Raw genomic sequence first — 21,377 nt, 5'->3', positions numbered from 1 at the left:
GACAATTCAGGGAAGACCCCTAGCCCATCTGACCGGTTCCTGACAAACATCAAATTCAACATGGCCAAAGAAAACAGCGTGTACCAGCGCCGCCGCGCGCCCACCGAATCCGAGCTGCAAATGATCCCGTGGCTGCACCTGCTGCGCCCCCAAGAGCGCCTGGAGATCGTGCCGCAACTGGTGGTGAGCGACCCCCAGGTGGGCGACTATGTGTGCCGCGTGGGCCGACCAGTGACCTTTTGGTTTGGCGTGATCTCAGGCTTGCTGAAAATGAGCAGCGACAACGAAAGCGGCCAGACCATGACCTTCACGGGCGTGCCGCCCGGGGGCTGGTTTGGCGAGGGCACAGCACTCAAGCGCGAGGTCTACCGCTACAACATCCAGCCGCTGCGCCCCAGCGTGGTCGCTGGCTTGCCGCTGGAGACCTTTCACTGGCTGATCGACCACTCGCTGGGCTTCAACCGTTTCATCATGCAGCAGCTCAACGAGCGGCTGGGGCAGTTCATCGCCGCACGCGAACTGGACCGCATGACCAACCCCGAGTTGCGCCTGGCCCGGCACTTGGCCACTTTGTTCAACCCGGTACTGTTTTCCGGTGTGGGCGAGGTGCTGCGCATCACCCAGCAAGAGCTGGCTTATCTGGTGGGCCTGTCACGTCAGCGCGTGAACGAAGCGCTGCGCGTGCTCGAAGCGCGTCAGCTCATCCGCGTGGAATACGGCGGGCTGCGCATTCTGGATTTGCAGGGGCTGCGCACAGCACAGTTTTTGTAGGTCGGTGGCCTTAGCTCAGACGCATGCTTGCGGCCCACCAGCACATGTCGGGGCTGAAGCCATCGACCTACAGCAAAAGGCAGACCAGGGACCCATGTTCTGCCCCCAACAAAAACAACGGACAATCGGTCAACTTCTTTTTGCCCCACCGAACCATGACCCAGCCCCCGGTTTTCAAACGCGCCCCCCGCCCCGAAGGCAAGGGCGAAGCCGCCACACCCAGCGGCACCTCGCGCCTGAACAAGCGCATGGCCGAGCTGCGCATGTGCTCGCGCCGCGAGGCCGATGCCTGGATCGAGCAAGGCTGGGTGTTCGTCAACGGCCAGCCCGCCAGCATGGGCCAGCAGGTCACGCTGTCGGACCGCATCACCGTCGACAAAGCCGCTGAACAGCAGCAAGACCGGCAAGTCACCATCTTGCTGCACAAGCCCATGGGCTATGTGAGCGGCCAGGCCGAAGACGGACACGAGCCCGCCATCACCCTGATCAACCCGCGCAGCCACTGGGCGGGCGACCCGTCCAAACTGCGCTTCACCCCGCCGCACCTGCGCGGCTTGGCCCCGGCTGGGCGGCTCGACATTGATTCGACGGGCCTTTTGGTGCTGACGCAAGACGGCCGCGTGGCGCGCCAGCTGATCGGCGAAGACTCCGAGATGGAGAAGGAATATTTGGTGCGCGTGGCCTACACCGGTCACGAGAACACTGCGGCGGCCTCTGCCGCATCGGCCACCTATGGCGGCAAAGCCAACCAGCTCACGGCCATTGGCGACTTCGACCGCGTGAGTGCCAATGTGCAGGCCGTCTTCCCCAAAGCGCAACTGGAGCGCCTGCGCCATGGCCTGAGCCTGGATGGCAAACCGCTCAAGCCCGCCAAGGTCGACTGGCAAAACCCCGAGCAACTGCGCTTTGTGCTGACCGAAGGCAAAAAGCGCCAGATTCGCCGCATGTGCGAGCAAGTGGGCCTGAAAGTCGTGGGCCTCAAACGCATCCGCATGGGCAATGTGCAGCTGGGCCAAATGCCGCCCGGACAGTGGCGTTATTTGGGTCCCAACGAGTCGTTCTGACGTACGACGGGCTTGCTCATCTGCGGGCTTGAGAGAGCAGGCCTTCGTGGGAGCGAGCCCCTGCTCGCGAATGTCTGCAAAGACCACTGATCCAATTCAATCCATGAGGCCATTGCCCTTTCGGCCGCAGGGACAACCTCCCACAAAAACCAGGCGATCCTGTCCCGCACATCCTCGCCCCTTGAATTCCAAACGCCCGCCCCCAGATAAGCACCGTTTTGGTTATCTCACCTTTTGATCCTTGAACTTTTTCAAACCGATATGAGCAAGCAAACCCATGCCTTTCAGGCCGAAGTCGCACAACTGTTGCACCTGGTCACCCACTCGCTGTACTCCAACCAGGAGATTTTTCTGCGCGAGCTGATCTCGAACGCATCCGACGCCTGCGACAAGCTGCGCTTTGAAGCCCTCAACAACAACGCCCTGTACGAAGACGCGCCCGAGTTGCAGGTGCGCCTGTCCTTCGACAAAGCCGCCAAGACCCTGACCATCACCGACAACGGCATCGGCATGACGGCGCAAGAAGCCATTGACCACCTGGGCACGATCGCCAAGAGCGGCACCAAGGACTTCATGAGCAAGCTGAGCGGCGACCAGAAAGCCGATGCACAGCTGATCGGCCAGTTCGGTGTGGGTTTTTATTCGGGCTTCATCGTGGCCGAAAAAATCACCGTGGAAACCCGCCGCGCAGGCGCCAAGCCCGAAGACGGCGTGCGCTGGATCAGCGGCGGCACGGGTGACTTCGAGGTCGAGACCATCACCCGCGCCGAGCGGGGCACCAGCGTGATCCTGCAACTGCGCGAAGACGCGCTGGAGTACGCCAACACCTGGAAGCTCAAGGAAATTGTCGGCAAATATTCCGACCACATCAGCCTGCCCATCCTGATGGAAAAGGAAGAGTGGAAAGACGGCGAGCTGATCGACCCCAAAGACGAAAACGGCGGCCGCAAACCCGGCGGCATGGTCAAGACGGGCGAGTGGGAAACCATCAACAAGGCCAGCGCTTTGTGGACCCGCCCCAAGAAAGACATCACCGACGAGCAGTACGCCGACTTCTACAAACAGATCAGCCGCGACTTTGAAGCCCCGCTGACCTGGACCCACAACCGCGTGGAAGGCAGCACCGAATACACCCAGCTGCTCTACATCCCATCCAAGGCTCCCATGGACCTGTGGAATCGCGACAAGAAGGCGGGTATCAAGCTGTACGTCAAGCGCGTGTTCATCATGGACGACGCCGAAGCACTGATGCCCAGCTACCTGCGCTTTGTCAAAGGCGTGGTGGACTCGGCCGACCTGCCGCTGAACGTGAGCCGCGAACTGCTGCAGGAAAGCCGCGACGTGAAAGCCATCCGCGAAGGCTGCACCAAGCGTGTGCTGTCCATGCTGGAAGACCTGGCCAAATACGACAAGGCCCCCGAGGCCGGTGCCGATGGCGTGACAGATGTCCTGAGTGAAGAAGACAAAGCCAAACAAGGCCAGTATTCGAAGTTCTACGCCGAGTTCGGCGCCGTGCTCAAGGAAGGCCTGGGCGAAGACTTTGCCAACAAAGACCGCCTGTCCAAGCTGCTGCGTTTCGCGTCCACAACCAGCGACACCGTGAGCGTCAGCTTTGCCGACTACAAAGCCCGTATGAAGGACGGCCAGGACGCGATTTATTACATCACCGCCGACACCCTGGCCGCAGCCAAGAACAGCCCGCAACTCGAAGTCTTCAAGAAAAAAGGCATCGAGGTGCTGCTCATGACCGACCGCGTGGACGAGTGGGCGCTCAACTTTGTGCACGAGTTCGACGGCACGCCGTTGCAAAGCGTGGCCAAAGGCGCGGTGGACCTGGGCAAGCTGCAGGACGAGGAAGAAAAGAAAGCGGCCGAGACCGCCGCCGAAAACTTCAAGCCTGTGCTGGCCAAGCTGAAAGAAGCGCTGAAAGACAAAGCCGAAGACGTGCGCGTGACCAGCCGCCTGGTCGACAGCCCCGCCTGCCTGGTGGTGACCGACGGCGGCATGAGCATGCAACTGGCCCGCATGCTCAAGCAAGCCGGTCAACAAGCCCCTGAAGTCAAGCCCGTGCTGGAGGTCAACCCCGAGCACGCGCTGGTCAAAAAGCTCGACGGCTCGGTCCAATTCCACGACCTGGCCCACATCCTGTTTGACCAAGCCCTGCTGGCCGAGGGCGGCTTGCCCGAAGACCCTGCGGCTTATGTGAAGCGGGTGAATGCGTTGTTGAGCTGAACGCGCTGCAGTGGGCAGGTAACCCTTCGGCTGCAGGGGCAGCCTCCCACAGGGAACAAGATTGGGGGTCTTTGTGGGAGCGAGCCCCTGCTCGCGAATGCTTGCACAGCCGACCCACCTAGCTGAGTTTCAAACGCTGTGCGGCGCTTCCTGCATTTGCTCGACCTGCTCTTGCAACATCAGCACCTGGCCGCGCCAGTAGTCGGGCGTGCCGAACCAGGGGAAGTTGACCGGAAAAATCGGGTCTTCCCAGCGCCTTGCCAGCCAGGCGCTGTAGTGGATCAAACGCAGGGTGCGCAGGGGCTCGATCAGTTTCAACTCCGCCCGGTCAAAGTCGCGCACCTGCTCGTACCCATCGAGCAGGGCTGACAGCTGCTGCGTGCGCTGGCGGCGATCGCCCGACAGCAGCATCCACAGGTCTTGCACCGCAGGCCCCATGCGGGCGTCGTCCAGGTCCACAAAGTGCGGGCCGCCACCCGGCAGCTCGGTGGGTGTCCACAGGATGTTGCCCGGGTGGCAGTCGCCGTGCAGGCGAATCAGGCAGCGTTCCGATGCACCTTCCGCCATTTGTTCTTGCACCAAGGCCAGTGCGGCCGCAAAGGTTTCGCGCCATTCGCGCTCGACTTCCAGTGGAATCATTTGGTGCGTTTGCAGCCACTCGGCGGGCTCCAGCGCAAAGGTCTGCACATCCAGCGTGGGGCGGTGCGCAAAGGGCTTGGCCGCGCCCACAGTGTGGATGCGGGCCAGAAAGCGGCCGATCCATTCGAGCACTTCAAAATCGTCCAGCTCGGGCGTGCGGCCACCACGCAAAGGGCTGACCGAGAAATCAAAGCCCGCACTTTGGTGCAGGGTCTGGCCGTTCAGCACCAGGGGCGCAACCACGGGCACTTCATTGGCCAGGAGTTCGGCCGCGAAGTCGTGCTCTTCCTGAATCTGTGCCTGGCTCCAGCGGCCCGGCCGGTAAAACTTGAGGACCAACGCAGAGTGGCCCTGCACGGGTTCGTCCAGGTGCGCACGGTACACACGGTTTTCGTAAGAGCTGAGCGCCAGCAAACGGCCGTCGGGCCACAGGCCCAGATCGGTCAGGGCGTCCATCACCCGGTCAGGGGTGAGTTCGGCGTAGGGGTGCAAGGCGTGGGCATCGGTCATGCACCGATTGTGGCGCACGCCCGGCGTCTACTGGCCGGTAAAACGTGCGGCGCGTTTTTCCACAAACGAGCGCACCCCCTCGGCCGCATCTTCGCTGCACGACAAGCGTTGCTGCACGGACAAAAAGTCGTGCATGGCCACCAGCGGGCCATGCTCCACCGCTTTGAGCACGTTTTGCCGTGTGGCCACCACCGCCAGCGGGGCCTGGGCGGCGATCTGCTCGGCAATGCGCAGGGCCTCGGGCAAGAGGCTGCCCGCAGACACCACCTTTTGCACAAAGTTCAGGCGCAGGGCTTCGGCGCTGTCAAACACATCGGCCGTGAGCAAATGCAAGAGTGCATTGCCCATGCCCGCCCGTTCGGCCATGCGCAGCGTGGCCCCGCCCGTGGCCATGATGCCGCGCTGCACCTCCAGTTGCGAGAACCGGCAGTCGTCGGCCGCGACCACGATGTCGGCGGCCAGCATCAGCTCGATGCCCAAGGTATAGGTGATGCCCTGCACAGCCACCACCATGGGTTTGACGCGGCGACGGTAACCGTCCATGCCCAGGTTCAGCGGATCGACCAAGCCCAGCGGCACCGACTTTTCGCCACGTTGCATGAGCGGCGCGATGGTGGGCAAGTCCAGCCCAGCCGTGAAATGCGCACCCGCCGCACACAGCACGCCCACGCGCAGGGCCGGGTCGTCATCCAGCCGGGTGTAGGCTTCGCCCAGTTCGCGGAACATCTTGGGCGTGAAGCCATTGCGCTTGGCAGGGCGGTTGATACAGATTTGAAGGACCGCGCCATGCACAGAGCAGTCGATCTGGCCTTCGGGATGAGGGGTGGTGTTCATGGCACTCGCTCTGTTGTATTTCTGTAGGAGGCTGCCCCTGCAGCCGAATGCGTGAAGTGTCCAATGCACACATTCGCGAGCAGGGGCTCGCTCCCACAGGGAATAGGACCTCAGTACTTGTAAACGCCCTGCCCGGTCTTGCGGCCCAGGCGGCCTGCGGCCACCATTTCCTTGAGCAAGGGGCTGGGGCGGTATTTGCTGTCGCCGAACTCCTTGAGGTAGACCTCCATCACGGCCAGGCACACGTCCAGACCGATCATGTCGGCCAGCGCCAGCGGGCCAATGGGCTGGTTGCAACCGAGCTTCATGCCAGCATCGATGGCTTCGGCTTCGGCCAGGCCCTCACCCAGCACAAAGAAAGCCTCGTTGATCATGGGCACCAGGATGCGGTTGACCACAAAGCCGGGGGCGTTTTTCACAGTGATCGGGGTCTTGCCCAGGGCCAGCGCCATGTCGTGCACCGCGTCGTGCGTGGCATCGCTGGTCTGCAGGCCGCGGATGATTTCCACCAGCGCCATCATGGGCACGGGGTTGAAAAAGTGCATGCCGATGAAGCGGTCCGCACGCTGCGTGGCGGCGGCCAGCTGGGTGATCGAGATCGACGAGGTGTTGGACGCGATGATCACATTGGGGGCCAGCAGGGCGTCGAGCTGCTTCAGGATCTTGACCTTGAGTTCGTGGTTCTCGGTGGCGGCTTCGATCACCAGCTGGGCGCCTTTTAGGTCGTCGTAGTTACTAGAGCCCTGGATGCGGGCCAGCGCTGCGGCCTTGTCGGCTTCACTGATTTTTTCTTTCTTGACCAGACGGTCCAGGCTGCTGGCCACGGTGGCCACACCTTTGGCCACGGCCGCGTCCGAGATGTCGACCATCACCACCTGAATGCCCGACACCGCACACGCCTGTGCGATGCCGTTGCCCATGGTGCCTGCGCCAATGATGCCTACGGTCTGGATGCTCATGTTCTTCCTTTCAAACTGGATAAATAGGTTCAACAGCCATCTTAACGGGACGGGTTCACGCCTACCTGACGCCCTGTCGACATGCGATGATTCATCCTTAGGCAAGACACCATGAACATCCTTTTTGTCCACCAGAATTTCCCCGGCCAGTTCAAGCATCTGGCCCCCGCCATGGCACGCCAGGGTCACCGCGTGGTGGCCCTGCACATCAACGCCTGCCCGCCTGTGCCGGGCGTGGAGCTGGTGCGTTACGCCGTCACAGCTCGCCCCGGGCAAGGCACACACCGCTGGCTGGCCGACCTGGAAGTCAAAACCTTGCGGGGCGAAGCCGCCTGGCAAGCCGCCCTGAAGCTGCGCGAACAAGGCTTTGCGCCCGATGTCATCGTGGCCCACCCCGGTTGGGGCGAAAGCCTGTTTTTGCAGCATGTCTGGCCGCAAGCGAGGCTGGGCATTTATTGCGAGTTTTTTTACCAAGCCCAAGGCGCCGACACCGGGTTTGACCCGGAGTTTGGCCCACCCGAGGCCGACAGCGCTTGCCGTCTGCAGATGAAAAACGCTAACTACGAACTGCACTTTCCGCGTGCGCACGCGGGCATCGCACCCACCCACTGGCAGGCCTCGCTCTTCCCCGAGCCTTTTGCCTCGCGCATCGCCGTTGTCCACGACGGCATCCGCACCGACCAGATCAAGCCCGACCCCAGCGCGCGCATCCGGGTGCAAACCGCGCAAGGCGTATTGCAACTGGGCCGTGACGATGAAGTCATCACATTCGTCAACCGCAACCTGGAGCCCTACCGCGGCTACCACCAATTCATGCGGGCTCTGCCCGCCATCCTCAAAGCCCGCCCCAAGGCACGCGTGGTGATCATCGGTGGCAACGAAGTCAGCTACGGCGCTGCGCCGCCACCGGGGCCCGATGGCCAAGCCCAAACGTGGCGCGAAATTTTCCTGAACGAAGTCAAAGGCGAGTTGGACCTGTCACGGGTGCACTTTGTGGGCAAGGTGCCCTATGCCGATTTCTTGCGGGTGCTGCAAGTGTCCACCGTGCACGTGTACCTGACCTACCCCTTTGTGCTGAGCTGGAGCCTGCTCGAAGCCATGAGTGCAGGCTGCGCCATCGTGGCCAGCGACACCGCCCCGGTTCGCGAAGCGATTCGCCACGGCGAAACCGGGCAACTGGAGGACTTCTTTGATCCTGCGGCGCTGGCGCAGCAGGTGATTGCGCTGTGCGACGACCCGGCTGAAAGGGCCAGACTGGGGGCTCAGGCACGAGCGTTTGCGGTGGAACACTACGATTTGGAGACGCGGTGTTTGCCTGAGCAGATGAAATGGGTCCAAGAACTGGCCCGCCCCTGAAAGCAGCGCTTCCAACACTGCGAAAAGCGAAACGGCCACCCCGTTTGCCAAGTTGACCGGACAGCAATGCCCCATCAGCAATTTCTTTAAAATCATTAAATTGAAATTACTGACAAAAGCCCTTGCGTCATGAAAGAAGCCAAACCGCTGGTCAGTGCCGAGGAATTGGAAGCGCTTATTCAAGGCTGGGGCGCCGTGCCCAGTCAATCGGTGGATAAATTTTTCCCGGCCCGATTCTTCTACGCATTTTTGATGATTTTGATTGCTGCGCTTTGGTTGCTGTTCGATTCCGCCAGCGCTGCAAAAATGCTTAGTCCAGATCCTGTCAACCAAGCTCGACTGCAAAACTTCCTGTACTTCAGAGGCTGGTTCATGCTGAGCGCATTGACGGTGGGTTCTTATTCGTACCTCAGAAACTGGTACCCCGCCATCGTATTCAGTGCAGCCTTGGTGGTGGGTTTAACGAATCTGGTCTCTGATATTTTCACGGTCTACCCCGAGCGATTGGCCAATCCCACACCTTTTTTCACCGTGTTCCTGCTGATGCGGCTTGTCTTGTTATGGGTGTTTTACATGGCGATCAAAAATGCCAGTCGCATGCCCGAAATCAAAGACAGAACAAACCTGTTCTTGCCTTTCAAGCGCGCCCATTGATCGCGCCGCATCGGCCAGGTTTCTGGTCAGCTCCTGAACCGCTTCCTAGTCAGCGCCAACGCCACCCAAAACGACACCACCGCAAACCCCGCGAGCACCAGCACATGGCGCAGCGCTTGATCCGGCCAGCGGTCCATGAAGAGAGGCCGCACCAAGTCCACCGCCACCGACAGCGGCAGCCAATCGGCGATCACACGCACGAAACCGGGCAGTTGCTCACGCGGGAAAAAGATGCCCGAGAGGAACATCATGGGCGTGAGGAACAGGGTGAAGTAGTAGGTGAAGAAGTCATAGCCTTTGGCCAACGCATTGAAGATCAGCGCCATGCAGCTGAAGGTGATGCCCACCCCCAGCAGCACGGGCCAAGCGACCAGCAGCTTCCAGCTGTGGCTGATGCCCAAAGCGAGCATCACGCCCAGGATGGCCGTGACGGTGAACAGCGCTTTGAACGCGGCCCAGAGCATTTCGGCCAGCACCACATCGTCCAGCCGCACCGGGGCGTTCATGATGCCGTCCCAGGTTTTTTGCACATGCATGCGCGAAAACGCCGAGTACAGCGCCTCAAAGGTGGCTGCATTCATGGCGCTCATGCAAATGCTGCCGCTGGCCAGGTACAGGATGTAGGACACTTTTTCGCCGCCCAGCTCGATCTGCCCGACCAAGGCCCCGAGGCCGTAACCAAAGGCGACCAACCACATGAGCGGCTCGGCAATGTTGCCCACCAGGCTGGGAATGGCCAGCTTTTTCCAGACCAGCCAGTTGCGCTGGAACACAGGCCACCAGCGCATGGACAGGCGGGGCGCAGCCCAGATGTTGTTTTGAATTTGGCTCATGGTCAGCCTTCCTCCCGGATCTGGCGTCCGGTCAATTTCAAAAACAGATCTTCCAAATTAGAAGGTCGGTGCAAGGTGCGCAGCGCGGGCCAGGCCTCCAGGGCGTGCATCAAGGCGCGGCTGTCCTCGGTGTAGAAGAACACCGTTTCGCCGCTGACCTCAACGCGCCCGGCCAGGGCTTTCAAGCTGGCTTCGTGCGCCAACGCCACCGCGCCTTGGCCAAACACTTCCACCACTTCGGGCTCCAGGTGCTCGGCGATCAGGTCACGGGGTTTGCCTTCGGCGATCTTGCGGCCCTGGTCCAGCACCAACAGGCGACTGCACAGGCGCTCGGCTTCGTCCATGAAGTGGGTGGTCAGCAAGATGGACTTGCCCTCTTGCAGCAGCACCTGCAGGCGCTCCCACATCAGGTGGCGCGCTTGCGGGTCCAGGCCCGTGGTGGGCTCGTCCAGCATCAAGAGCTGCGGGTGGTTGATGAGGGCGCGCGACAGGCTCAAGCGCCGTTTCATGCCGCCCGACAGCTCGCCGGGCTTGGCTTGGGCTTTGTGACTGAGGGCACCAAATTCGAGCAGCTGCGGAATGCGCTCTCGGATCACAGCGTCGGGCAGGCCAAAGTAGCGGCCAAAGACCAGCAGGTTTTCTTCGGCGGTGAAGTCCGGGTCCAGCGTGTCCATTTGTGCCACCACGCCCAAGCGGGCTTTGATGGCCAGCGCGTCACGCGGCATTTGCCGGCCTTCAAAGTAACGAATGCTGCCACTGCCTGGCTCGGACAAGCCCAGGCACATGCGCAGCGTAGTGGTTTTTCCCGCGCCGTTGGGGCCGATCACGCCCAGGCATTCGCCGGGCTCGATGTGGAAAGACAGGTCGTTCACCACCGTGGTGTCGCCGTAGCGTTTGACCAGATGTTCAACCGAAAGCAATGGGGAGTTCATGCGCAGATTGTGCCTGCTGGTTCGTCAGTATTCGGCTGCAGGGGCCGCCTCCCGCAGGGAATAGAGCAGACTTATGTGGGAGCGAGCCCCTGCTCGCGAATGACCGATTGGCCACAGCAAGCATTCGGCCGCAGGGCAGCCTCCCACAAGGGCCTCCACAAGGGGAAACCCGGGCAGGCTGACCGATAAAATCGGGGCCTCCTTCAGAAACGCCCCGGCGGCCTCTCCATGTCCAGCTCTTTCTCTGACCGCCTGGCGGTCTTGCCGCAGTACCTGATCCCCAAACAAGCCCTGACTGCTTTTGCGGGCTGGGTGGCGGGCAGCCAATGGGGCAGCGCGACCACCGGCATCATTGACTGGTTCGTCAAGCGCTACAACGTGAACATGGCCGAAGCAGCCAACCCGGACACGGCCAGCTACAAAAGCTTCAACGAATTCTTCACCCGCCCCCTGCGCGGCGATGCGCGTCCACTGGCTGCGGCTGATTTCGTCAGCCCGGTGGATGGCGCCATCAGCCAGTGCGGCCCCATCACTGGCGATCAAGTCTTTCAGGCCAAGGGCCACAGCTACAGCACTCGCGCCTTGGTAGGCGGTAACGCAGCACTGGCCGCACAGTTTCAGGATGGCGAATTTGCCACCTTGTACCTGAGCCCACGCGACTACCACCGCATCCACATGCCTTGCGCAGGTCGCCTAACCCGCATGATTTACGTGCCGGGCGATCTGTTCTCGGTGAACCCGACCACGGCACGTGGTGTGCCGGGCTTGTTTGCCCGCAACGAGCGTGTGGTGTGCGTGTTTGAAGGCGAGCACGGCCCATTTGTGATGGTGCTGGTGGGTGCCACCATTGTGGGCAGCATGGCGACCGTGTGGCACGGGGTGGTCAACCCACCGCGCCCGGGGACGGTGCGAGAGTGGACCTACGAGATGGGCAACATCAGCCTGGCCCAAGGCGAAGAGATGGGCCGCTTTTTGCTCGGCTCTACCGTGGTGATGCTGTTCCCCAAAGGGGTGATGCAGTTCAACCCCGACTGGACAGCCACGCGGCCGATTGCCATGGGTGAGGCAATGGGCGCGTTGATTTAATTGGGATCTGACCCCAATTAAACAGGGCCACCCCCGATTCATTGCTTTGTCATACCTGCGAATGCAGGTATCCAGAAGTCATGGACACCCGGTCAAGCCGGGTGTGACATTGGGGGGTCAAATTTCAATCTTGGAGCCCAGCTCGACCACCGCGTTGGTCGGCAGGTTCAAGAACTCGGCCGCAGCGCTGGCGTTGTGGTGCATCTGGGCGAAGAGTTTTTCGCGCCAAGTGGCCATGCCGCCGCCGATGGTCGGGATCACGATGTCGCGTGACAGGAAATAGCTGGTCATCATCGGGTCGAGCTGGTAGCCCTCACCTTCGATGGTGGCCAAGGCCGATGGCAGGTCCGGGTTGTCCTTGAAGCCGTAGTTCACGATGACCTGCCAGCAGTCGTGACCCAGCGGGGTGACTTCCAGACGCTGCTGGGCGTCCATGCGCGGCACTTCGTGGCTGCGCACCGTCACAAACAGGTTGCGCTGGTGCAGCACCTTGTTGTGCTTGAGGTTGTGCAGCAAGGCATTGGGCACATTGCCAGGTTCGGCCGTCAGGAACACGGCCGTGCCCTCGACCCGCGTGGGCGGGGCGACGAAAACCGCCTCTAGAAAATCATTCAGCTTGAGCGCGTCGGAGCGCAGTGACTCATTGAGCAAGCTGCGGCCGTCGTGCCAGGTCAGCATGAGGGTGAATACGGCCGCGCCGATGAGCAGCGGAAACCAGCCGCCGTCGAACAGCTTGAGCAGGTTGGACGCCCAGAAGGCCAGATCGACCACAAAGAAAAAGCCAGTGGCCCCGATGCACAGCGCCAGCGGCAGTTTCCAGGCGTAACGGATCACGAAGAAGGTGAGCACGGTGGTGATGAGCATGTCGGTGCACACCGCAATGCCATAGGCTGCGGCCAGATTGCTGGACGACTTGAACATCACCACAGCCAGCACGATGGCCGTGAACAAACCCCAGTTCACAAAGGGCATGTAGATTTGCCCGGTGTCGGTTTCGCTGGTGTGCAGCACCTGCAGGCGTGGCAAATAACCCAGCTGGATCACCTGCTTGGTCACGCTGAAGGCACCCGAGATGAGGGCCTGCGAGGCGATCACCGTGGCCATGGTCGCCAGGCCCACGAGTGGCAGCAAGGCCCAGTCCGGGGCCATCATGAAGAAGGGGTTTTTCACAGCCTCGGGCTCGGCCAGCAGCAATGCACCTTGGCCAAAATAGTTCAAGGTCAGGCACGGCATGACCACGCTGAACCAGGCCAGGCGGATGGGCTTTTTGCCAAAGTGCCCCATGTCGGCATACAGCGCTTCGCCGCCTGTGACACACAGCACGACCGCACCCAAGATGATGAACGTGGTGCCGGGCTCGTTCCACATGAAGCCCAGGGCATAGTGCGGGCTGATGGCGAACAAGATTTCGGGGTGGTGCACGATGTGTGACACGCCCAGCACCGCGATGGTGACAAACCAGACCAGTGTGATGGGGCCGAAGAATTGGCCGATCCCGGCCGTGCCACGCTTTTGCACCCAGAAGAGCCCGAACAGGATCACCAGCGTCAGCGGGATGACATATTTCTTGAAAGCGGGGGAGATGACCTCTAGGCCTTCGACTGCCGACAGCACCGAAATCGCCGGGGTGATGACGCCATCGCCATAAAACAGGCAGGTCCCGAAGATGCCCACCACCAACAGCACTTTGCGCAGCTGGGGCCGGTCTTTGACCGATTGCGAAGCCAGGGCTAACATGGCCACCAAACCGCCTTCGCCGTGGTTGTCGGCGCGCAGCACCAGCACCACGTACTTGACCGACACGATGGTGGTCAGCGTCCAGAAAAAGATGGAGAGGATGCCGTAGACGTTGTCGTGCGTGAAAGGCACATGGCCGGAGCCAAAGACCTCTTTCATCGCATACAGCACGCTGGTGCCAATGTCGCCGTACACGACGCCGATGGCGCCCAAAGTCAATGCGACAAGAGAAGAACGGGTGGAAGACACAGGCAATGACCTGACGCGGGTCAAGCCGGATGACATACAAGGGCGCTATTTTGCGCCCGATTTCAGGCCCGTGTCACCGTCTCTTTGGGGATTTTGTTGCAGCGCAGCAACTTCAGTCGTACACCTCGGCTTCGGGGTCGGTGGCTTCGAGTTCGTAGCTGGCCGCCAGCATGGCCAAACGGCCAATCACGCCATACATGTAAAAGCGGTTGGGCACGCTGGCCCCGGGTTTGACGCCCGGCTGGGGCAGGTGGGGGGTGTCGGCAAAGGCCAAAGGCACAAAACTCGCGCCCGGGGCGTTCAGGTTTTCGTCCACACCGCGCTCGGCGTGGACACGGTAGAAACCACCCACCACATAGCGGTCCATCATGTAAACGACGGGTTCGGCCACGGCGTCGTTGATGCGCTCGTTGGTCAGCACGCCTTCCTGGATGATCACGTCGTTGACGGTCTGGCCGTCCTTGATGACATTCATCTTGTTGCGGGTTTTGCGGTTGAGCGCGTCCAGATCGGCCACATCGCGCACCGTCATGATGCCCATGCCATAGGTGCCGTTGTCGGCCTTGACCACCACAAACGGCTTTTCGTTGATGCCGTATTCCTTGTACTTGCGCTTGATCTTGGTCAGCAGCGCGTCCACATTGCTGCGCAAGCAGTCCATGCCCGTGCCTTCGGCAAAGTTGACATCGCCGCACTGGCTGAACATGGGGTTGATCAGCCACGGGTCGATGCCCAGCAGCTTGCCAAAACGCTTGGCCACCTCTTCGTAGCTCTGGAAATGCTTGGTCTTGCGGCGCACGCTCCAGCCCGCGTGCAAGGGCGGCAGCAGGTATTGCTCGTGCAGGTCTTCGAGAATGCCCGGAGCACCTGCCGACAGGTCGTTGTTGAGCAAGATGGTGCAGGGGTCGAAGTCTTTCAGGCCGAGGCGGTGCTTGCTGCGCACCACAGGTTCGAGCGTCACGCTTTCGCCGTTGGGCAACTCGATGGTGGTGGTTTCCTTGATCTCGGGGTTGATCGAGCCCAGGCGCACATTCAAACCCGCCATGTGGAAGATGCGCTGCAGCTGCGCCACATTGGTCAGGTAAAAGGTGTTGCGGGTGTGGTTTTCCGGAATGATCAGCAGGTTTTTGGCCTCGGGGCAGATCTTCTCCACGGCCGCCTGGGCCGCCTGCACCGCCAAAGGCAGCATTTCGGGGGTCAGGTTGTTCCAGCCACCAGGGTAGAGGTTGGTGTCCACCGGGGCCAGCTTGAAGCCGGCATTGCGGATGTCGACCGAGGTGTAGAACGGTGGGGTGTGCTCCATCCACTCCAACCGGAACCAGCGTTCAATCGCGGGCATGGAGTCGAGGATGCGCTGCTCCAGCTCATTGATGGGGCCGGTCAGGGCAGTGACAAGATGGGGAACCATGGGCGACCTTTATGGGGCTGAAATGACAAAAACAAAAGAATCATATGGGGCCGGAGAACGCCTTTGCAAGCACTGACCGGACAGAAGCGAGGGGCTTGTGCACCACGCCACAAAAAGACCGGGCTCAGCCGCGGACCTCGCCCTCGCCCAGCACCACGTACTTGAGTGAGGTCAGCCCCTCGATGCCCACCGGGCCCCGGGCGTGGAATTTGTCGGTGCTGATGCCGATCTCGGCGCCCAAACCGTATTCAAAGCCGTCGGCAAAGCGGGTGCTGGCGTTGACCATGACGCTGGCCGAGTCCACCTCGCGCAAAAAGCGCTGGGCGTGCATGTGGTCGCGGGTCAGGATGGCGTCGGTGTGGTGGCTGCTGTAGTGGTTGATGTGGGCAATCGCCTCATCCACACCGTCGACCAACTTGATGCTGATGATGGGGGCGAGGTATTCCTCAAACCAGTCCTGTTCGGTGGCGTCTTTCAGGTTCGCAGCCGGCACCTGACTCAAAATGGCTTTGGCCTTGGGGCAGCAACGCATCTCGACACCTTTGGCCACATAGATCGCGCCGATTCTGGGCAGGAATTCGGCGGCCACGCCACGCGCCACCAGCAAACTCTCACTGGCGTTGCAAGGGCTGTACTTTTGGGTTTTGGCGTTGTCGGCCACTTTCACAGCCATGTCGATGTCGCACGGATCGTCCACATAGGTGTGGCAGTTGCCGTCCAGGTGTTTGATGACCGGCACTTTGGCCTCGGCGCTGATGCGCTCGATCAGGCCCTTGCCGCCGCGCGGAATGATGACGTCCACAAACTGCGGCATGGTGATGAGCTGGCCCACGGCGGCGCGGTCGGTGGTTTGCACCAGTTGCACCGCATCGACTGGCAAACCGAGCTCGGTCAGCGCCTGCTGCACCAGTTGGGCCAAGGCCTTGTTCGATTCAATCGCCTCAGAGCCGCCGCGCAAAATGCAGGCGTTGCCGCTCTTGATCGACAAGCTGGCCGCCTCAATGGTCACGTTCGGGCGGCTCTCGAAAATCATGCCGAACACGCCAATCGGCACCCGCATCTGGCCCACGCGGATACCGCTGGGCACCTGCTTCATGCCGATGATTTCGCCGATCACATCGGGCATAGCCGCCAACTGTTCGCACCCCTGGGCGCAAGTCTCCAGCACTTTGGGTGTGAGTTTCAGACGGTCCACCATCGGCTCGGCCAGCCCGGCAGCGCGGGCGCGCTCCAGGTCTTTGGCATTGTCCCGTTGTAAGGCGTCGGTGTTGGCGCGCAACAAGGCCGCCAGATGGCGCAAAGCCTGGTTTTTGGTGGCAGCCGAGGCTTTGGCCATCAGCGCCGAGGCTTTTTTGGCCTGCTGGCCCAAGGCCTGGACGTGTTCGGCGGTGTTCAATTCAGTCATCGGGACATTTTCGCAGATGGAAACCGGTTTTTTGCAGGAGGCTGCCCCTGCGGCCGAATGTCTGCATGAGCACATTGACACGACTGCGCCAGGCACACCCTTCGCGAGCAGGGGCTTGCGCCCACAGGAATCAGGCACCCACAGGAGCCGTCACACAGAGGAGCCGTCACCCCCGACTCGATCGGGGGTCCATGCCTTCGTTGACCCTGGATACCCGGTCAAGCCGGGTATGACGATGTTGGAGCCAGCATGGCCGCCACAGGCCGCATCAACGGACGATGCAAAAGCGCGAAAAGCGCACCGCGAGACGTTGCAAGGCTTGCCAGGGGTCGGTCGGCCAGTCGGGCACTTTCAGGCCTTTGACGATGCCATCCACCTGATGCGCCGCTTGCAGCAAACCGTTCAGACGGGCTTCGCTCATGCGGGGCAGCACGCGTTCAAACAAGCGCTCGCGCGGGCCCCACACCCGCTGCTCGCGCAGGGCCAGGGGCATGGGTTTGCCACTGGCGATGGCGTCTTTCACGCGTTTGAGGGCGCGGATGTCTTCGGCCAAGGTGTAGTGCACCAGCACGGCGGCTTCGCCCTCGGCCTGCAGGCCGTCGAGCATGCGCTGCACGCGGGCCACCTGGCCCGACAGCACCGACTCGGACAGTTTGAAGACGTCGTAGCGGGCCACATTGACCACAGCCGACTCGACTTGTTCTTGGCTGAGCTCACCGGGTGGGTGCAACAAACCGAGTTTTTGGATTTCCTGGTGCGCAGCCAAGAGGTTGCCTTCCACGCGGTCGGCAAAAAACTGCAGGGTGCGCTGGCCCTCTTCGCCTGCCACCACGCGCTGGCCTTGCTGATGCAAACGCTGGGCAATCCACTGGGGCAAGGCGTTGCGGTCCACCGGATCGATCTGGATCGACACGCCCGAGTTTTCCAGAGCGCCGAACCAGGCCCCTTTGCGGGTGGCGGCATCGAGGCGCGGCAACAAAAACAGGGTCAAGGTGCTGTCGTTGCCTTGGGCTGAAGCGGCCAGTTGCTGAATGGCGGTGCTGCCCTCTTTGCCAGGCTTGCCCGAAGGCACGCGCACTTCCACGATTTGTTTGTCGGCAAACAGGCTGAGCGAGCCGCCTGCGGCCAGCACTTCGCTCCAGTCAAAGTGGGCGCCCGAGACGGTGTGCACGCTGCGCTCGGTGTAGCCCTGAGATCGGGCCGTTGCCCGGATGGCATCGGCGGCTTCCTGGATCAACAAGGCCTCATCGCCGTGCAGCACATACAGGCTGCGCAAGCCTTTTTGCAGGTGCGCAGACAACTGAGGAAGGGCCAACTGCATGGATGCGCTCAATCCCGGCGCATCAAGGCCGGGTTGCCGGATTGGACGAGGCCTCTGGCGCAGGCGCTGCTGCGGGTTCTGCCGCACCCGTCGGCTTGGGCAGGCTGCGCGGCTTGACCGCCGACAAACGGCGCATGATCTGCTGCACGATGTCGGTTTGCATGTCGCGGTACAGAATGCCCATCTCGATTTCTTTGGACAGCGCCGCCGTTTCGTTGAAACTCAAATCGCGTTGCTGGAACAGCTCGACCGGCTCGATCAACTCCACGCCCTGTGGTGTGCGCAGGCGAAAACGCACACGCAGCCGCAGCTGCAACTCACGCACCTGACCCGTCGCACTCACGCCCACCGCCACCTGCTGGCGGTCTTCGCTCAGGATGTCGAGGATCGCATCGGCCTGGAGCATTTGCTTGGGCTCGGTCAAGAGCTCAATGCGCCCCGTGCCGAGCAAGTTGCGCCGCAACTCCACCCCCAAGGGCGAGGTGGTCGAGAAATTCGCATAGAGGGTCTTGAACGCGAAATCGTTGGTTTGGCGCAGCTGAAACCCGCAGCCCGCGAGCCAAACGGGCAAGGTGCCCAAGCTCGCAGCGGTCAAAAAGAATCGGCGTGTGGGTTTCATGGGGTGTGCGCTCTCAAATCACCACGTTGACCAGACGACCCGGCACCACGATGACCTTCTTCGGTGCGGCACCTGCGGCCTGCTTGACGAAAGCTTCGCTGGCCATGGCAGCGGCTTCGATCTGGGCCTTGTCGGCACTGGCGGGCACGAGAATAGACCCGCGCAGCTTGCCGTTGATCTGCAGCATCAGCTCAATCTGGTCACGCTCCAGGGCCGATTCGTCCACCTCGGGCCAAGGGGTATCCAGCAATTCACCCACGGCCTTGGCGTAGCCCAGTTGCTGCCAGATTTCGTCGGTGATGTGCGGGCAGGCGGGGTAGAGCATGCGCGTCAAAAGCGAGACGCCTTCGCACAGGGCGGCGGTGTCACCCGCGCTGCCATCGGGCTTGAAGTCTTCCAGCGCGTTCAGCAGCTTCATGCACCCGGACACCACCGTGTTGTATTGCATGCGCTCGTAGTCGTAACCCACTTGCTTGAGCACCAGGTGCATCTCGCGGCGCAAGGCTTTGGCCGAATCGCCCAAAGCCGCTTGGCTCAGGTCCTGACCCGTGGCCGAGCGCAGCAATTCGTGGTGCTTGAACGCAAAATTCCAAACGCGGCGCAAAAAGCGGTAGCTGCCTTCCACGGCCGAGTCGTTCCACTCCAGCGTGACTTCGGGCGGCGCGGTGAACATGGTGTACAGGCGGGCCGTGTCAGCGCCGTAACGCTCGATCAGGTCTTGCGGGTCCACACCGTTGTTCTTGGACTTGGACATGGTGCCCACGCCCTCGTAGTCGATGGGCGTGCCCACGGGCAAACGGCCATCGCCGCTGTCCGCTTCGTTCTTGAGCTTGGCACCGATGACCTTGCCTGAGCCATCGAGAACATGCTCCACATCGTGTGGCCAGAAATAGTCCTTACCGCCCTTGGCGGTGCGGCGCGAGTAGATGTGGTTGAGCACCATGCCCTGCGTGAGCAGCTTGCTGAAGGGCTCATCCACCTTGACCAGACCCAGATCGCGCATGACCTTGGTCCAGAAACGGGCGTACAGCAGGTGCAGGATGGCGTGCTCGATGCCGCCGATGTATTGGTCCATGCCGCTGCCGCCAGTGGCATTGTTCTGATCCCGCATCCAATAGTCCGCGCCTTCGGCCACCATGGCCTCGGTGTTGGTCGGATCGCAATAGCGCATGAAGTACCAGGACGAATCCACGAAGGTGTCCATGGTGTCGGTCTCGCGACGAGCGGGCTTGCCACACACGGGGCAAGTCACACCCGCATGGAAACCTTCGTGCTTGTGCAGCGGGTTGCCCGAGCCGTCGGGGATGCAGTCTGGCGGCAGCACCACGGGCAGGTCTTTTTCGGGCACAGGTACAGCGCCGTGTTCGTCGCAGTGAATGATCGGGATCGGTGTGCCCCAATAGCGCTGGCGGCTGATGCCCCAGTCGCGCAAACGCCAGGTGGTTTTCTTCTCGCCCAAGCCTTTGGCGGCCAGCAGCTCGGCGACTTTGCTGACGGCAGCTTTTTGGTTCAAGCCATCAAGTTCGCCGGAGTTGATGCAGACGCAGCTTTGCTTGTCGCCGTACCAATCCTGCCAAACCGAGGCATCAAAGGCCTGATCCTTGACCGACACCACCTGACGGATCGGCAACTGGTACTTGAGGGCAAATGCGAAGTCGCGCTCGTCGTGCGCGGGCACGCCCATCACCGCGCCGTCGCCATAAGACATCAGCACATAGTTACCCACCCAGACCTCAACCTTCACGCCGGTCAGGGGGTGCGTGACGAACAAGCCCGTGGGCATGCCTTTTTTCTCTTGTGTGGCCAACTCGGCTTCGGTGGTGCCGCCTGTCTTGCACTCTTCCAAAAACGCCGCCAACGCGGGGTTGCTTGCCGCAGCATGCAGCGCCAGCGGGTGCTCCGCCGCCACCGCACAAAAGGTCACGCCCATGATGGTGTCGGCACGCGTGGTGAAGACGTACATCTTGCCGTCGCCAATCAACTTGCCGTCGGCACCGGCAATGTCGTGTGTGAACGCAAAGCGCACGCCTTCCGATTTGCCGATCCAGTTTTCCTGCATCAGCCGCACTTTGTCAGGCCAGCCGTTGAGCGTGGCCTTGTCGTTGCCGATCTGCACATGGTCCAGCAGCTCTTGCGCGTAAGCGGTGATGTTCAGGTAATAACCCGGGATCTCACGCTTTTCCACCGGGGCACCCGTGCGCCAGCCTTTGCCGTCGATCACCTGCTCGTTGGCCAGCACGGTCTGGTCCACCGGGTCCCAGTTGACGACCTGGGTCTTGCGGTAGGCGATGCCTTTTTCCAGCATCTTCAAGAACAGCCACTGGTTCCACTTGTAATAGGTCGGGTCGCAGGTGGCGACTTCGCGCGACCAGTCGATGGCCAGGCCCATGGCCTGCATCTGCTTTTTCATGTACGCGATGTTCTCGTACGTCCACTTGGCCGGGGGCACGCCATTCTTCAAGGCGGCGTTTTCGGCGGGCAGACCAAACGCGTCCCAGCCCATGGGCATCAGGACGTTGTAGCCCTTCATGCGCAGGCTGCGCGTGAGCATGTCGTTGATGGTGTAGTTGCGCACATGGCCCATGTGCAGCTTGCCGCTGGGGTAAGGCAGCATGGAGCAGGCGTAAAACTTCTTTTTGCTGGCGTCTTCGGTCACGCGGTAGGCATCGCGGGCGGTCCAGCGGGACTGCGCAGCAGGTTCGACTTCGAGGTGGTTGTACTTGTCTTGCATAGCCTGCGATTGTAGAGGGGCGGGGTGTGGGCTCGGC

General features: G+C 61.5%; 17 protein-coding genes. 6 read left to right on the top strand and 11 right to left on the bottom strand.

Features of this window, described 5'->3' with window-relative positions:
• Positions 1 to 60: 60 nt before the first annotated feature.
• The 3 genes from B9Z34_RS06560 to htpG all read left to right on the top strand — a co-directional run bounded on the left by B9Z34_RS06560 (position 61) and on the right by htpG (position 4,067).
• A complete protein-coding gene (locus tag B9Z34_RS06560) occupies positions 61 to 771 on the top strand; it encodes a Crp/Fnr family transcriptional regulator (RefSeq protein WP_199220082.1) in 711 nt (236 codons plus the stop codon).
• Positions 772 to 926: 155 nt separating this feature from the next.
• The gene (locus B9Z34_RS06555; RefSeq protein WP_108427365.1) at positions 927 to 1,835 is read left to right on the top strand and encodes a pseudouridine synthase; all 909 of its coding nucleotides are present in this window, start codon (positions 927 to 929) and stop codon (positions 1,833 to 1,835) included.
• Positions 1,836 to 2,096: 261 nt separating this feature from the next.
• Positions 2,097 to 4,067, top strand: a complete 1,971-nt coding sequence (gene htpG, locus B9Z34_RS06550) for a molecular chaperone HtpG (RefSeq protein ID WP_108427307.1) — start codon at positions 2,097 to 2,099, stop codon at positions 4,065 to 4,067.
• A 129-nt stretch (positions 4,068 to 4,196) separates the two neighbouring features.
• Here htpG and B9Z34_RS06545 read toward each other — a convergent pair whose 3' ends face one another.
• From B9Z34_RS06545 to B9Z34_RS06535, 3 genes are all read right to left on the bottom strand, one after another.
• Positions 4,197 to 5,216 carry a serine/threonine protein kinase gene (locus B9Z34_RS06545; RefSeq protein ID WP_108427364.1) on the bottom strand — a complete coding sequence of 340 codons (1,020 nt, stop codon included), beginning with the start codon at positions 5,214 to 5,216 and terminating at the stop codon, positions 4,197 to 4,199.
• Positions 5,217 to 5,243: 27 nt separating this feature from the next.
• Positions 5,244 to 6,050, bottom strand: coding sequence for a crotonase/enoyl-CoA hydratase family protein (locus tag B9Z34_RS06540; protein ID WP_108427306.1), 807 nt, complete (start codon positions 6,048 to 6,050; stop codon positions 5,244 to 5,246).
• Positions 6,051 to 6,160: 110 nt separating this feature from the next.
• Positions 6,161 to 7,009, bottom strand: a complete 849-nt coding sequence (locus B9Z34_RS06535; RefSeq protein WP_108427305.1) for a 3-hydroxybutyryl-CoA dehydrogenase — start codon at positions 7,007 to 7,009, stop codon at positions 6,161 to 6,163.
• A 111-nt stretch (positions 7,010 to 7,120) separates the two neighbouring features.
• On the opposite strand from B9Z34_RS06535, the gene B9Z34_RS06530 reads away from it, so the two are divergent.
• Both B9Z34_RS06530 and B9Z34_RS06525 read left to right on the top strand, forming a co-directional pair.
• Entirely contained in the window at positions 7,121 to 8,365 is a 1,245-nt protein-coding gene (locus tag B9Z34_RS06530) for a glycosyltransferase family 4 protein (protein ID WP_108427304.1), read from the top strand.
• A 129-nt stretch (positions 8,366 to 8,494) separates the two neighbouring features.
• Complete coding sequence (locus B9Z34_RS06525) at positions 8,495 to 9,019, top strand: hypothetical protein (protein ID WP_108427303.1); 525 nt, start codon at positions 8,495 to 8,497, stop codon at positions 9,017 to 9,019.
• 26 nt (positions 9,020 to 9,045) lie between these two features.
• Here B9Z34_RS06525 and B9Z34_RS06520 read toward each other — a convergent pair whose 3' ends face one another.
• Both B9Z34_RS06520 and B9Z34_RS06515 read right to left on the bottom strand, forming a co-directional pair.
• The gene (locus B9Z34_RS06520; protein ID WP_108427302.1) at positions 9,046 to 9,852 is read right to left on the bottom strand and encodes an ABC transporter permease; all 807 of its coding nucleotides are present in this window, start codon (positions 9,850 to 9,852) and stop codon (positions 9,046 to 9,048) included.
• Between the two features lie 2 nt (positions 9,853 to 9,854).
• A complete protein-coding gene (locus B9Z34_RS06515; RefSeq protein WP_108427301.1) occupies positions 9,855 to 10,784 on the bottom strand; it encodes an ATP-binding cassette domain-containing protein in 930 nt (309 codons plus the stop codon).
• Positions 10,785 to 11,012: 228 nt separating this feature from the next.
• Between B9Z34_RS06515 and asd the strand changes: the two genes are divergently transcribed.
• The gene (gene asd / locus B9Z34_RS06510) at positions 11,013 to 11,870 is read left to right on the top strand and encodes an archaetidylserine decarboxylase (RefSeq protein WP_108427300.1); all 858 of its coding nucleotides are present in this window, start codon (positions 11,013 to 11,015) and stop codon (positions 11,868 to 11,870) included.
• Positions 11,871 to 11,987: 117 nt separating this feature from the next.
• On the opposite strand, the gene B9Z34_RS06505 is transcribed toward asd, so the two are convergent.
• From B9Z34_RS06505 to leuS, 6 genes are all read right to left on the bottom strand, one after another.
• Complete coding sequence (locus B9Z34_RS06505) at positions 11,988 to 13,856, bottom strand: potassium transporter Kup (RefSeq protein ID WP_108427363.1); 1,869 nt, start codon at positions 13,854 to 13,856, stop codon at positions 11,988 to 11,990.
• Between the two features lie 112 nt (positions 13,857 to 13,968).
• The gene (gene gshA, locus B9Z34_RS06500) at positions 13,969 to 15,264 is read right to left on the bottom strand and encodes a glutamate--cysteine ligase (RefSeq protein ID WP_108427299.1); all 1,296 of its coding nucleotides are present in this window, start codon (positions 15,262 to 15,264) and stop codon (positions 13,969 to 13,971) included.
• Between the two features lie 124 nt (positions 15,265 to 15,388).
• The gene (locus tag B9Z34_RS06495; RefSeq protein ID WP_108427298.1) at positions 15,389 to 16,669 is read right to left on the bottom strand and encodes a glutamate-5-semialdehyde dehydrogenase; all 1,281 of its coding nucleotides are present in this window, start codon (positions 16,667 to 16,669) and stop codon (positions 15,389 to 15,391) included.
• Between the two features lie 268 nt (positions 16,670 to 16,937).
• Positions 16,938 to 17,990 (bottom strand): DNA polymerase III subunit delta, encoded by a 1,053-nt coding sequence (gene holA, locus B9Z34_RS06490; protein ID WP_108427297.1) that lies wholly within the window; start codon positions 17,988 to 17,990, stop codon positions 16,938 to 16,940.
• A gap of 22 nt (positions 17,991 to 18,012) precedes the next feature.
• Positions 18,013 to 18,609, bottom strand: coding sequence for an LPS assembly lipoprotein LptE (lptE, locus tag B9Z34_RS06485; RefSeq protein ID WP_108427296.1), 597 nt, complete (start codon positions 18,607 to 18,609; stop codon positions 18,013 to 18,015).
• 13 nt (positions 18,610 to 18,622) lie between these two features.
• Positions 18,623 to 21,340 (bottom strand): leucine--tRNA ligase, encoded by a 2,718-nt coding sequence (leuS, locus tag B9Z34_RS06480; protein ID WP_108427295.1) that lies wholly within the window; start codon positions 21,338 to 21,340, stop codon positions 18,623 to 18,625.
• Between the last annotated feature and the right edge of the window lie 37 nt (positions 21,341 to 21,377).

Origin of the sequence: Limnohabitans sp. Hippo3, from assembly GCF_003063665.1 — a bacterium.
Classification (GTDB): domain Bacteria; phylum Pseudomonadota; class Gammaproteobacteria; order Burkholderiales; family Burkholderiaceae_C; genus Limnohabitans_A.
The sequence above is the reverse complement of the archived record's forward strand: the minus strand, read 5'-3'. Positions and strand labels throughout refer to the sequence as shown.